The organism is Pseudomonas sp. WC1, from assembly GCF_050586565.1.
Lineage (GTDB): Bacteria > Pseudomonadota > Gammaproteobacteria > Pseudomonadales > Pseudomonadaceae > Aquipseudomonas.
In genome coordinates this window covers 23,900-36,353 of sequence record NZ_JBOBDQ010000003.1, presented here as the reverse complement: position 1 = coordinate 36,353, position 12,454 = coordinate 23,900, and the positions used below count along the sequence as shown (strand labels likewise).

The following is a 12,454-nucleotide window of genomic DNA, read 5'->3' as shown; positions in this document are numbered from 1 at the left end:
TAAGCCTTCGCTTAGCGAGTGGTTACCTCGGTAGCAGCGAAGAAGTAAGCGATTTCGCGAGCGGCAGCGGCTTCGGAGTCCGAACCGTGAACAGCGTTGGCGTCGATCGACTCGGCGAAGTCAGCACGGATGGTGCCGGCAGCAGCTTCTTTAGGGTTGGTGGCGCCCATCAGCTCACGGTTGGCCAGAATGGCGTTTTCGCCTTCCAGAACCTGCACAACAACAGGGCCCGAAGTCATGAAGGCAACCAGGTCACCGAAGAAGCCGCGCTCTTTGTGCTCAGCGTAGAAGCCTTCGGCTTCGGCTTTGGACAGCTGCTTCATTTTCGAAGCGACGACGCGCAGGCCGGCTTTCTCGAAGCGAGTGGTGATCTCGCCGATGACGTTCTTGGCAACGGCGTCAGGCTTGATGATGGAGAAAGTACGTTGAACAGCCATGGAAAACTCCAGAATATTGAGTGTTGCGAAAAATTAAACCCGCGAATTATACGCGGGTTCCAGGGGATTGCCTAACCTGCAGCGTGCGCTCAGTCGGCTTCTTCGATCCAGGCCGCCTGGATGGCCTCGAGAACCTTCTCACCGCAACGCGACGGATCGTCATCGAATTCAGGCAGCGCCATCACCCAGGCGCGCAGATCGACGAAATTCACGTAATGAGGATCGACCTCAGGCTTGCTTTCCGCAAGCTGGATAGCGATCTCAAGTACATCAACCCATTTCAGACTCATGTACAAAACCTCAGTGCGGCGCTTCTGCAGCGTGGTTGAGCGAGTATTTCGGGATCTCGATGGTGAGGTCCTCATCGCCGACGACCACCTGGCAACCCAGGCGCGACTGCGCCTCCAGGCCCCAGGCCTTGTCCAGCATGTCTTCCTCCAGCTCATCGGCCTCCTCAAGGGAGTCGAAGCCCTTGCGGATGATGCAATGGCAGGTGGTGCAGGCCTTGACGCCGCCGCAGGCGCTTTCCATCTCGATGTGATGGTCGTGGGCCAGTTCCAGGATATTGGTCCCGGACGGCACTTCCACAGTCAGCCCTTCGGGGCAGAACTTCTCATGCGGCAGGAATGTCACCAGCGGCATCGATTACTCCTCGATCTCATTCAGGTTGCGCCCGGCCAGTGCGGCTTTGACCGTCGAATCAAGGCGACGGGCGGCAAATGCATCGGTCACCTGCGACAGACGCTTGGTCTGTTGCTCGATGGCAGCGCCATCGGTGCCGTTCAGCAAATCACGTAGTTCCTGCATCTGGAATTCGATCGCTTCGCGCTCGTCGCTGCTGAGCAAGCGTTCGCCATCGGCGTCCAGGGCGCCCTGCACCGCTTCGAGCAGGCGCTCGGCGTCGACCTGATGCTCGCGCAGTTGGCGCGCGTGCTTGTCGGAGCCGGCATGCTCGAACGAGTCCTTGAGCATGCGGGCGATCTCGCCGTCGGTCAGGCCATACGATGGCTTGACCTGAATGCTCGACTCCACGCCCGAACCCAGCTCGCGGGCCGCGACGCTGAGCAGGCCGTCGGCGTCGACCTGGAAGGTCACACGGATCTTCGCCGCACCGGCCACCATCGCCGGGATGCCGCGCAGCTCGAAGCGTGCCAGCGAGCGGCAATCGCTGATCAGCTCGCGCTCACCCTGCAGCACGTGGATCATCATGGCCGACTGGCCATCCTTGTAGGTGGTGAACTCCTGGGCGCGGGCCACCGGGATGGTGGTATTGCGCGGGATCACCTTCTCCATCAGCCCGCCCATGGTCTCGAGGCCGAGCGACAGCGGAATGACGTCCAGCAGCAACAGCTCGCCGCCTTCGCGACGGTTGCCAGCCAGGGTATCAGCTTGGATCGCGGCACCAATGGCCACCACCTGGTCCGGGTCGATCGAGGTCAGCGGGGTACGGCCAAACAGTGCGCCGACCGCCTCGCGCACACGTGGCACGCGAGTCGAACCGCCGACCATGACCACCGCGCCGACTTCTTCGAGCTCGACGCCGCTGTCACGCACGGCACGACGGCAGGCCTTGAGGCTGCGGGCGACCAATGGCTCGATCATGGCGTCGAAAGCCACCCGGCTCAGCTCGCCCTGCCAGGCGCCGTGGCTGACACCGACCACATCGGCGTCGGTCAGGGCTTCCTTGGCCGCGCAGGCAGCCTGCAGCAGCTGGCGTTGGGTGGCCGGGTCGAGGTCGGAGGAGAGTCCCGCCTGCTCGATGATCCAGCCGGCGATGGCGTGGTCGAAATCATCGCCGCCCAGGGCGGTATCGCCACCGGTGGCCAGCACCTCGAAGACACCGCCGGTCAGGCGCAGGATGGAAATATCGAAGGTACCGCCGCCCAGGTCGTAGATCGCCACCAGGCCTTCGGCATTCTGGTCCAGGCCATAGGCCACGGCCGCCGCAGTGGGCTCGTTGAGCAGGCGCAGGACGTTGAGGCCGGCCAGCTTGGCGGCATCCTTGGTCGCCTGGCGCTGGGCATCGTCGAAGTATGCCGGCACGGTGATCACCGCACCCACCAGCTCGCCGCCGAGGGTTTCTTCGGCGCGCTGGCGCAACACCTTGAGGATATCGGCCGACACTTCCACCGGGCTCTTCGGGCCCTGGACGGTGTCGATGAATGGCATGTGCGACTCGCCACCGACGAAACGGTACGGCAGTTGCTCGCCCAGCTGCTTGACGTCGGCCAAGCCGCGCCCCATCAGGCGCTTGACCGACAGGATGGTGTTCAATGGGTCGCTGGAGGCGGCATCGCGGGCAGCCTGGCCCACTTCATTGCGGCCTTCGAGATAACGCACGGCCGAGGGCAGGATCACCTGGCCCTGGTCATCGGGCAACGGCTCGCTGCGCCCGCTGCGCACGGCGGCGACGAGAGAATTGGTGGTGCCCAGGTCGATGCCCACCGCCAGGCGGCGCTGGTGCGGTTGAGGGCTCTGACCGGGTTCGGCGATCTGCAGTAGGGCCATGCTTATCTGAGTACCTTAGGCGTCATCACGGGCGACGCCGGGGTTAATCGTCGAGGCGCTCTTCGAGTTGGCGCACTTCTTGGGCGAGCTTGTCGAGGAACTGCATGCGGCGCATCAGGCGCTCGGCCTTGTCGCGCTGGGCTGCATCGTCCCAACAGTCGGCGAAGTCATTATTCAGTGCGTCCTGGGCACCCTTGAGGCGCTTCTTGAACACACCAACACCGTCAAGATCGGCTTCGTCCTGCAACTCTTCGAGCTCTTCGCGCCACTGCATCTGCTGCAACAGGAAGTCCGGGTCATGCACCGTGACTTCCTGAGGCACTTCGTGGCCACCGATGGCCAGCAGGTAACGGGCGCGACGCGGCGCGCTGCGCAAGGTCTGGTAGGCGTCGTTCAATGCTGCGGACTTTTCCAGGGCGACACGCTGCTCACGCTCGGAAGCGTCGGCGAAGCGGTCAGGGTGGACCTCACGGGCCAACTCGCGATAGCGAACGGCCAGTTTGTCGAGGTCCAGGCGGAAAGCCGGTTGCAGGTCGAACAGGGCGAAATGGCAAAGAGTACCCACAGCCAGCCTCAAACGTTGAAGCTTTCGCCGCAGCCACACTCACCGCGCACGTTGGGGTTGTTGAACTTGAAACCTTCGTTCAACCCTTCCTTGACGAAGTCCAGCTCGGTGCCATCGAGGTACACCAGGCTTTTCGGGTCGATGATGACCTTCACGCCATGGTTCTCGAACACCTGGTCTTCGGCGGCGAGCTCGTCGACGAACTCCAGCACGTAGGCCAGGCCCGAGCAGCCGGTGGTGCGCACGCCCAGGCGAATGCCCTCACCCTTGCCGCGCCCGTCGAGGGAGCGGCGAATGTGGTTGGCGGCGGCTTCTGTCATGCTGATAGCCATCGGAACTCCTTACCTCGCAGTCGACTTAGACCAAGCCTTTCTTCTGCTTGTAATCGCGAACAGCGGCCTTGATGGCATCTTCGGCGAGCACGGAGCAGTGGATCTTGACCGGCGGCAATGCCAGCTCTTCAGCCAGCTGGGTGTTCTTGATGGTCTCGGCCTCGTCCAGGGTCTTGCCCTTCATCCACTCGGTGGCGAGGGAGCTGGAGGCGATGGCCGAACCGCAACCGTAGGTCTTGAACTTGGCGTCTTCGATGACGCCCTGCTCGTTGACCTTGATCTGCAGGCGCATCACGTCACCGCAGGCCGGGGCGCCGACCATGCCGGTACCGACATCCGGATCGTCGGCGTTCATCTTGCCGACGTTGCGCGGGTTTTCGTAGTGGTCGATGACCTTTTCACTGTATGCCATGGTGCAATTCCTTCCTCATCAGGGAGCCGCTCTTGCCGGCGACTGCTTAGTGGGCGGCCCACTCGATCTTGGAGATGTCGACGCCGTCTTTGTACATGTCCCACAGCGGCGACAATTCGCGCAGCTTGTTCACGGCCTCGCAGACTTTCTGCGCGGCGTAGTCGACTTCTTCCTCGGTGGTGAAGCGACCGAAGGAGAAGCGGATCGAGCTGTGCGCCAGCTCGTCGTTGCGGCCCAGGGCGCGCAGGACGTAGGACGGCTCGAGCGAAGCGGAGGTGCAGGCCGAACCGGACGAAACAGCGATGTCCTTGAGCGACATCAGCAGCGACTCGCCTTCGACGTAGTTGAAGCTCAGGTTCAGGTTGTGCGGCACGCGCTGGGTCTGGCTGCCGTTGACGTACAGCTCTTCGAGGTCCGAGACCTGCTTGAAGAAGCGGTCGCTCAGGGCCTTGATGCGCACGTTTTCAGCGGCCATTTCCTGCTTGGCGATGGCGAAGGCTTCGCCCATGCCGACGATCTGGTGGGTCGGCAGGGTGCCCGAACGCATGCCGCGCTCATGGCCACCGCCGTGGATGATGGCTTCCAGGCGCACGCGCGGCTTGCGGCTGACGTACAGCGCGCCGATGCCTTTGGGGCCGTAGACCTTGTGCGCGGAGAACGACATCAGGTCGACCTTGAGCTTTTGCACGTCGATCTCGACCTTGCCGGCCGACTGCGCGGCGTCGACATGGAACAGTACACCGCGCGAACGGGTCAGTTCGCCGATGGCGGCGATGTCGTTGATCGAGCCGACTTCGTTGTTCACGTGCATCAGCGAGACCAGGATGGTGTCGTCGCGCAGGACGGCTTCGACCATCGCCGGGGTGACGATGCCGTCTTCACCCGGCTCGAGGTAGGTGACCTCGAAACCTTCACGCTCGAGCTGGCGAGCAGTATCCAGGACCGCCTTGTGCTCGATCTTGGAGGTGATGATGTGTTTGCCCTTGGTCTGATAGAAGTGCGCCACGCCTTTGAGGGCGAGGTTGTCGGACTCGGTGGCACCGCTGGTCCAGACGATCTCGCGCGGATCGGCGTTGATCAGCTCGGCGACCTGGCGGCGGCCGTTCTCGACTGCTTCCTCGGCTTTCCAGCCGAACACGTGGGAGCGCGAGGCCGGGTTACCGAAGTTCCCGTCAACCAGCAGGCACTCGGCCATCTTCTGGGCGACACGGGGATCGACCGGCGTGGTCGCGGAGTAATCGAGGTAGATCGGCAACTTCATTGAGTATCTCCTATCAGGCGGTGGCGTCGCTCGTCGCTGCAATTTCAGTCGACGGCGGACGTCTCAATCTTGTCCAGCTGGGCAGTTCGGCCTGCGACACGGCGCAGGTCCTGGCGCTGGGCGACTTCCTGCACCTCGCGGCGCATGACGAGGTCAGCCAGGCTGATGCCACTGAGGAATTCATGGATCTGCTGGCTCAGGTCACACCACAGGTGGTGAGTCAGGCAGGTATCACCGGCGTGGCAATCCCCCAGGCCCTGGCAACGGGTGGCATCGACCGATTCGTTGACCGCGTCGATGACCTGGGCCACCTGGATGGTTTCCATGCCTCGCGACAGCTGGTAGCCGCCGCCTGGGCCGCGAACGCTGGATACCAGGCTGCTGCGGCGCAGCTTGGCGAACAGCTGCTCCAGATAAGAGAGGGAAATGCCCTGGCGCTCGGAAATATCGGCCAAAGACACCGGCCCCTGCTGCGCGTGCAACGCCAGGTCAAGCATGGCGGTCACGGCGTATCGGCCTTTGGTAGTCAGTCGCATGGCGTATGGGTACCACGGGAGTTACAGGATGTGTGCGAGTATGCGATTCCCGAGCATTTAAGTCAACTATAAGACCTAGTGCTTTAGTCGGGTATGCATGCGGGAGGCGGCCGCGAGTGTAGCAGACAAGGGGCGCGAGCACACGCCCCTTGTATCGGGCCGGCGCAATCAATGCGACCGAGTGTCGCCCTGCTTCAGCTCGACGCAGGCCTCGGCGAAGTCGTCGTCGGGCAGTGCCGGCAGCTCCTTGGCGCAGTAGTCACTGCCCATCCGGGTCAGCGCGCCACACATGCCCTCCAGGCGCTCGTCGACGGCCTGCAGGTGGTCGAGCATCTGGCCGATGGCGCGCGCCACCGGGTCCGGCATGTCGCCACTGACGCCATAGGCGTCGAAGCCGATCTTCTCGGCCATGGCCTTGCGCTTGGCCTCGATGGCGTCATCCTCGGTCTTGACGATGATCCGCCCCGGGATGCCTACCGCCGTGGCGCCGGCCGGCACCGCCTTGGTAACCACCGCGTTGGAGCCGATCTTGGCCCCGGCGCCCACGGTGAACGGGCCGAGCACCTTGGCCCCGGCACCGACCACGACGCCGTTTTCCAGGGTCGGGTGACGCTTGCCCTTGTTCCAGCTGGTGCCCCCGAGGGTGACACCCTGGTAGAGGGTCACGTCGTCGCCGATCTCGGCGGTTTCGCCAATGACGATGCCCATGCCGTGATCGATGAAGAAGCGCCGGCCGATGGTCGCGCCCGGATGGATTTCGATACCGGTCAGCCAGCGGCCGAAGTTCGACACCAGGCGCGCCAGCCACTTGAAATCGCGCTTCCACAGGGCATTGCCCAGGCGGTGCAGCCAGATGGCGTGCATGCCCGGGTAGCAGGTCAACACCTCGAAGGCATTGCGCGCGGCGGGGTCACGATGGAAAACACTTTGAATATCTTCACGCAGACGCTCGAACATCGTTCAGTCCTTCCGTTTATGCGGCTCGCCCCGGACAACTTTCTGGGTCTCGGTGAGGATGCCGCGCAAAATGCTCATTTCCGTACGCTCGACCGAGCTGCGCCCATACAGCCGACGCATGCGCGGCATCAGGTGCTTGGGCTTGGCAGGGTCGAGGAAGCCGATGTCCACCAGGGTTTTTTCCAGGTGGTCATAAAACAGCTCCATTTCGTCCATGGTCGCCAGTTCATTGGCGTCCGCCTTCTCGACCTTGGGCGCCGCGTCCGGCACCGCCAACGAGGCCATGCGCACCTCGTAGGCGAGCACCTGGACCGCGGCGGCCAGATTCAGCGAGCTGAAGTCGGGATTGGAGGGAATGTGCACGTGGAAGTGACATCGCTGCAGTTCTTCGTTGGTCAGGCCGGCGTGTTCGCGACCGAACACCAGGGCGATTTCTTCGCCGGCCAGGGCGTGCTCCACCGCCTTGGTGCCGCACTCACGGGGACCGATCAGCGGCCAGGGAATGCTGCGCTCGCGGGCGCTGGTGCCCATGACCAGGCTGCAGCCGACCAGCGCCTGCTCGAGGCTGTCGACCACCTGGGCGCCGGCCAGCACGTCGTCGGCACCCGAGGCGCGCGCCGAGGCATCGGCGGCCGGGAATTCTTTCGGCTGCACCAGCACCAGGCGCGACAAGCCCATGTTCTTCATGGCACGCGCAGCGCCGCCGATGTTGCCGGGGTGGCTGGTATTGACCAGGACAACACGAATATTTTGCAGCAAGGTGTCGTGCTCTCGGATGCAGAAAAAGGAGGGTTCGATCTTACAGAACCGACCAGCGTAACGCCATGAAAGCAAATGTGACACTTCTGTCGTCAAAGATTTCTGCTAGAATGGCCGGCTTTCCTCTTTAACATCTCCAGGTGACCTTCCCATGCAGCCTATGCTGAATATCGCCCTGCGCGCCGCTCGCAGCGCCAGTGAACTGATTTTCCGCTCCATCGAACGCCTGGACAGCATCAAAGTCGACGAAAAGCAGGCCAAGGACTACGTGTCCGAGGTTGATCGCGCCGCCGAGAAGGTCATCGTCGAAGCCCTGCGCAAGGCCTACCCGAACCACTCCATCCAGGGCGAAGAAACTGGCCTGCACGCCGGCACCGGCGAGGAAGGCAAGGACTATCTGTGGATCATCGATCCGCTGGACGGCACCACCAACTTCCTGCGTGGCGTGCCGCACTTCGCTGTCAGCATCGCCTGCAAATACCGCGGCCGCCTCGAGCACGCCGTGATCGTCGATCCGGTTCGCCAGGAAGAATTCACCGCCAGCCGTGGCCGTGGCGCCCAGATCAATGGCCGTCGCCTGCGCGTCAGCTCGCGCACCAGCCTGGAAGGCGCCCTGCTGGGTACCGGTTTCCCGTTCCGTGACAGCCAGATGGCCGACCTGGACAACTACCTGGGCATGTTCCGCGCCCTGACCGGCCAGACCGCCGGCATCCGCCGCGCCGGTTCCGCCAGCCTGGACCTGGCCTATGTCGCCGCCGGCCGCTTCGACGCCTTCTGGGAGTCGGGCCTGTCCGAGTGGGACATGGCCGCAGGCGTGCTGCTGATCCAGGAAGCAGGCGGCCTGGTCAGCGACTTCAACGGTGGCCACGAATTCCTCGAGAAAGGCCACATCGTCGCGGGCAACATCAAGTGCTTCAAGGCCGTGCTGACTGCCATCCAGCCGCACCTGCCGGAACACATGAAGCGCTAAGCGCCGATTGCGAGCACAAAAAAAGCACCTCTCGAGGTGCTTTTTTTGTGCCGCCGTTTTTAGTAAATCACCAGCGTGGGAGCGGGCTTGACCCGCGATCACCGGCAAAGCCGGTGCCATACACCGCATCGCGGGGCAAGGCCGCTCCCACGCTGTTCCTGCTAAATCAGCACAGTGCGAACAGTTCCATGAGATGAATCCGCAAAAGGCTCACTGCCCCGGCTGGTTCTGACTCAGGATCAGCTTGCCGTTCTTGTCCAGCGGGATGGTCGAGCCCGGCTCATGATCCATCTTCACCTTGCCGACCTGATCACCGATGGAATAGGTCACGTTGTAGCCCACGACCTTGTCGCTGATGTCATTGACCGTGTTGCAACGGGTTTGCGTGGTGGTGTAGGTGTCACGCTCTTGCATGCCTTCCTGCACCTTGTTGCCGGCATAGCCGCCGCCGACCGCACCGGCCACGGTGGCAATCTTCTTGCCAGTACCGCCGCCGATCTGGTTACCCAACAGGCCACCAGCGATGGCGCCGACCACCGTACCGGCGATCTGGTGCTGGTCCTTGACCGGCGCCTGGCGCGTCACGGTGACATCCTTGCAGACCTCGCGCGGCGTCTTCACCTGCTGCTTGATCGGCTGCACGTCGGTGACCTGGGCGTACTCAGGCCCCTTGTTCACCAAGCTGTAGGTCGCCACAGCACCTCCGGCAGTCACACCGACAGCACCCAGAACCGCACCCACCAGCATTGATTTGTTCACGTGAACCTCCTGATCGTACCCGCGGGCATAGGGCCCGCCTTCTCCCAGCCTTGGAGCAAAAAAAAAGGCGCGAGTTCAACACTCGCGCCTCTCTTTACGCCAGACGGCGTGGGGCGAAGCCCTACGGGCGCTCGTCCACACCCTCGGCCTTGACCGGCGGGATCAGGTCTTCGCTGCTCAGGTTCAGCCAGATCAGCACCACGTTGGCGATGTAGATCGACGAGTAGGTACCCGCCATGACGCCGATGAACAGCGCCAGGGAGAAGCCGAACAGGTTGTCACCGCCGAAGAACAGCAGCGCGGCGATGGCCAGCAAAGTCGATACCGAGGTGGCGACGGTCCGCAGCAGGGTCTGGGTAGTCGAGATGTTGATGTTCTCGATCAGCGAGGCCTTGCGCATCACGCGGAAGTTCTCGCGCACCCGGTCGAACACGACGATGGTGTCGTTGAGCGAGTAACCGATGATCGCCAGCACTGCCGCCAGCACCGTCAGGTCGAAGGTGATCTGGAAGAACGACAGGATACCCAGGGTCACCACCACGTCGTGGATCAGCGAGACGATCGCACCGACCGCGAACTTCCACTGGAACCGGAACGCCAGGTAGATGAGGATGCCGCCCAGGGCCAGGAGCATGCCGAGGCCGCCCTGGTCACGCAGCTCTTCGCCCACCTGAGGGCCGACGAACTCGACGCGCTTGACCGTGGCCGGGTTATCGCCACCGATCTTCTGCAACGCCTCGGCCACACGGTTGCCCAACTGCGGGTCATCGCCCGGCATGCGCACCAGCAGGTCGGTGGTGGCGCCGAAGCTCTGCACCACGGCATCGTGGAAGCCGGAGCCAACCAGCTCGGTACGCACCTTCTCCAGGTCCGCCGGGCGCTCGTAGGTGAGCTCGATCAGCGTGCCGCCGGTGAAGTCCAGGCCGAAGTTCAGGCCCTTGTGCCACCAGCTGAACAGCGCCAGCACGGTGAGGAGCACGGTGATGGCGAACGCGACATTGCGCACGCCCATGAAGTTGATGGTTTTCATCGCAGCTCCCTCAAACCCACAGCTTCTTGATGTCACGCCCGCCACAGGTCAGGTTGACCAGTGCGCGGGTCACCATGACGGCGGTGAACATCGAGGTGAAAATCCCGAGGGACATGGTGACCGCGAAGCCCTTGACCGGACCAGTACCCATGGCGAACAGGATGCCGCCGACCAGCAAGGTGGTCAGGTTGGCGTCGACGATCGCCGAGTAGGCGCGGTTGAAACCTTCGTGGATGGCGCGCTGCACCGACATGCCGGCGGCGATCTCTTCGCGGATCCGCGAGAAGATCAGCACGTTGGCGTCCACCGCCATACCCATGGTCAACACGATACCGGCGATACCCGGCAGGGTCAGCGTGGCCCCCAGCAGCGACATCAGCGCCAGCAGCAGGACCATGTTGCCCGCCAAGGCGATGGTCGCCAGCACGCCGAAGGCGCGATAGATGGCGATGATGAACAGCGAGACGAACAGCATGCCCCACAGGGATGCATCAATACCCTTGGTGATGTTGTCGGCACCCAGGCTCGGGCCGATGGTGCGCTCTTCGGCGAAGTACATCGGCGCGGCCAGACCACCGGCCCGCAGCAGCAGGGCCAGTTCGGAGGACTCGCCCTGGCCATTCAGCCCGGTGATGCGGAACTGGCTGCCCAGCGGCGACTGGATGGTCGCCAGGCTGATGATCTTCTTCTCTTCCTGGAAGGTCTGCACCGCGACTTCTTTCTCGACGCCGTCAACCACCTGTTTCTGGTAGCGGGTCACCGGCTTCTGCTCGATGAAGATCACCGCCATGCTGCGGCCGACGTTGCTGCGCGTGGCGCGGCTCATCAGCTCGCCGCCATGGCCGTCGAGGCGAATGTTCACCTGCGGGCGACCGTGCTCGTCGAAGCTGGCCTGGGCGTCGGTGACCTGATCACCGGTGATGATCAGGCCGCGCTCGACCGGAGCGGAGCGGCCGCCTTCGCGGAACTCGAACACCTCGGTGGTGGCCTTGGACGCGCCCGGCTCGGCACCGAAGCGGAACTCCAGGTTGGCGGTCTTGCCGAGGATACGCTTGGCTTCGGCGGTGTCCTGCACGCCTGGCAGCTCGACCACGATGCGGTTGGCGCCCTGGCGCTGCACCAGCGGCTCGGCCACGCCCAGCTCGTTCACACGGTTGCGGACGGTGGTGAGGTTCTGCTTGATGGAGTATTCGCGGATCTCGGCGACCTTGGCCTGGGTCAGTGCCAGGCGCAGCACGGCGAGCTCGTTGCGCTCGGTGGTGGTCAGGTCGAAATCACTGAAATTCTTGCGGATCAGGCTGCGCGCCTGTTCGCGGGTAGCATCGTCGGCGAAGCCCAGCATGATGCCGCCGTCCTGCTGCGGCAGGCTGCGGTAGCGGACGCGCTCTTTGCGCAGCAAGGTCTTGACCTCGCCTTCGTAGACTTTCATGCGCGCGGTCATGGCCTTGTCCATGTCCACTTCCAGCAGGAAGTGCACACCACCGGACAGGTCCAGGCCGAGCTTCATCGGGCTGGCACCCAGGTTGCGCAGCCACTGCGGGGTGGTCTGGGCCAGGTTCAGGGCCACGACATAGTCGTCACCGAGGGCCTTGCGCGCCACATCCTTGGCCGGCAGCTGGTCTTCCTGGTTGGTCAGGCGCACCAGCGCACTGCCCTTCTCGCCCAGGTTGCCGCCTTTGACGGTGATGCCGGCATCGGTCAGCGCCTTGGTGACGCGATCGAGGTCGGCCTGGCTGACATGCAGGGCGGAACTGGCGCCGCTGATCTGCACCGCCGGATCATCCGGGTAGAGGTTGGGTGCGGAATAAATGAAGCCGATCGCCAGTACCACCACGATCAGCAGGTATTTCCACAGAGGGTATTTGTTCAGCATCACGCCGCCCGTTCAAGACGCGGGGCGCTTTGCGCGCCCCGACTGGAAAAATGAA

Annotated in this window: 15 protein-coding genes; 1 reads left to right on the top strand and 14 read right to left on the bottom strand. The window is 63.4% G+C overall.

Features of this window, described 5'->3' with window-relative positions:
• Nucleotides 1-11: 11 nt before the first annotated feature.
• From ndk to trmJ, 11 genes are all read right to left on the bottom strand, one after another.
• The gene (ndk, locus tag ACQ4OD_RS01835; RefSeq protein WP_023630072.1) at nucleotides 12-437 is read right to left on the bottom strand and encodes a nucleoside-diphosphate kinase; all 426 of its coding nucleotides are present in this window, start codon (nucleotides 435-437) and stop codon (nucleotides 12-14) included.
• An 89-nt stretch (nucleotides 438-526) separates the two neighbouring features.
• Nucleotides 527-727, bottom strand: a complete 201-nt coding sequence (gene iscX / locus ACQ4OD_RS01830; RefSeq protein WP_102682076.1) for a Fe-S cluster assembly protein IscX — start codon at nucleotides 725-727, stop codon at nucleotides 527-529.
• Nucleotides 728-737: 10 nt separating this feature from the next.
• Nucleotides 738-1,079, bottom strand: a complete 342-nt coding sequence (fdx, locus tag ACQ4OD_RS01825) for an ISC system 2Fe-2S type ferredoxin (protein ID WP_046854253.1) — start codon at nucleotides 1,077-1,079, stop codon at nucleotides 738-740.
• A gap of 3 nt (nucleotides 1,080-1,082) precedes the next feature.
• On the bottom strand, nucleotides 1,083-2,945 hold the full coding sequence (hscA, locus tag ACQ4OD_RS01820) for a Fe-S protein assembly chaperone HscA (protein ID WP_430943796.1): 1,863 nt from the start codon (nucleotides 2,943-2,945) through the stop codon (nucleotides 1,083-1,085).
• Between the two features lie 43 nt (nucleotides 2,946-2,988).
• The gene (gene hscB / locus ACQ4OD_RS01815; protein WP_031315121.1) at nucleotides 2,989-3,510 is read right to left on the bottom strand and encodes a co-chaperone HscB; all 522 of its coding nucleotides are present in this window, start codon (nucleotides 3,508-3,510) and stop codon (nucleotides 2,989-2,991) included.
• Between the two features lie 8 nt (nucleotides 3,511-3,518).
• Entirely contained in the window at nucleotides 3,519-3,842 is a 324-nt protein-coding gene (gene iscA, locus ACQ4OD_RS01810) for an iron-sulfur cluster assembly protein IscA (protein WP_023630636.1), read from the bottom strand.
• Between the two features lie 25 nt (nucleotides 3,843-3,867).
• Complete coding sequence (gene iscU / locus ACQ4OD_RS01805) at nucleotides 3,868-4,254, bottom strand: Fe-S cluster assembly scaffold IscU (RefSeq protein WP_023630637.1); 387 nt, start codon at nucleotides 4,252-4,254, stop codon at nucleotides 3,868-3,870.
• Between the two features lie 46 nt (nucleotides 4,255-4,300).
• Nucleotides 4,301-5,515 carry an IscS subfamily cysteine desulfurase gene (locus ACQ4OD_RS01800; protein ID WP_023630638.1) on the bottom strand — a complete coding sequence of 405 codons (1,215 nt, stop codon included), beginning with the start codon at nucleotides 5,513-5,515 and terminating at the stop codon, nucleotides 4,301-4,303.
• 44 nt (nucleotides 5,516-5,559) lie between these two features.
• On the bottom strand, nucleotides 5,560-6,051 hold the full coding sequence (iscR, locus tag ACQ4OD_RS01795) for a Fe-S cluster assembly transcriptional regulator IscR (protein WP_023630639.1): 492 nt from the start codon (nucleotides 6,049-6,051) through the stop codon (nucleotides 5,560-5,562).
• A 168-nt stretch (nucleotides 6,052-6,219) separates the two neighbouring features.
• Complete coding sequence (cysE, locus tag ACQ4OD_RS01790; protein WP_102682079.1) at nucleotides 6,220-7,008, bottom strand: serine O-acetyltransferase; 789 nt, start codon at nucleotides 7,006-7,008, stop codon at nucleotides 6,220-6,222.
• 3 nt (nucleotides 7,009-7,011) lie between these two features.
• Complete coding sequence (gene trmJ, locus ACQ4OD_RS01785; protein WP_102682080.1) at nucleotides 7,012-7,767, bottom strand: tRNA (cytosine(32)/uridine(32)-2'-O)-methyltransferase TrmJ; 756 nt, start codon at nucleotides 7,765-7,767, stop codon at nucleotides 7,012-7,014.
• Between the two features lie 151 nt (nucleotides 7,768-7,918).
• Between trmJ and suhB the strand changes: the two genes are divergently transcribed.
• Nucleotides 7,919-8,737 carry a type III secretion system regulator SuhB gene (suhB, locus tag ACQ4OD_RS01780; protein WP_046854248.1) on the top strand — a complete coding sequence of 273 codons (819 nt, stop codon included), beginning with the start codon at nucleotides 7,919-7,921 and terminating at the stop codon, nucleotides 8,735-8,737.
• Between the two features lie 210 nt (nucleotides 8,738-8,947).
• Here the strand turns inward: suhB and ACQ4OD_RS01775 are convergent, their stop codons facing one another.
• The 3 genes from ACQ4OD_RS01775 to secD all read right to left on the bottom strand — a co-directional run bounded on the left by ACQ4OD_RS01775 (nucleotide 8,948) and on the right by secD (nucleotide 12,399).
• Entirely contained in the window at nucleotides 8,948-9,496 is a 549-nt protein-coding gene (locus ACQ4OD_RS01775) for a glycine zipper 2TM domain-containing protein (RefSeq protein WP_102682081.1), read from the bottom strand.
• 121 nt (nucleotides 9,497-9,617) lie between these two features.
• Nucleotides 9,618-10,526, bottom strand: coding sequence for a protein translocase subunit SecF (secF, locus tag ACQ4OD_RS01770; protein WP_139668974.1), 909 nt, complete (start codon nucleotides 10,524-10,526; stop codon nucleotides 9,618-9,620).
• Nucleotides 10,527-10,536: 10 nt separating this feature from the next.
• A complete protein-coding gene (secD, locus tag ACQ4OD_RS01765; RefSeq protein ID WP_102682083.1) occupies nucleotides 10,537-12,399 on the bottom strand; it encodes a protein translocase subunit SecD in 1,863 nt (620 codons plus the stop codon).
• Nucleotides 12,400-12,454 lie beyond the last annotated feature (55 nt).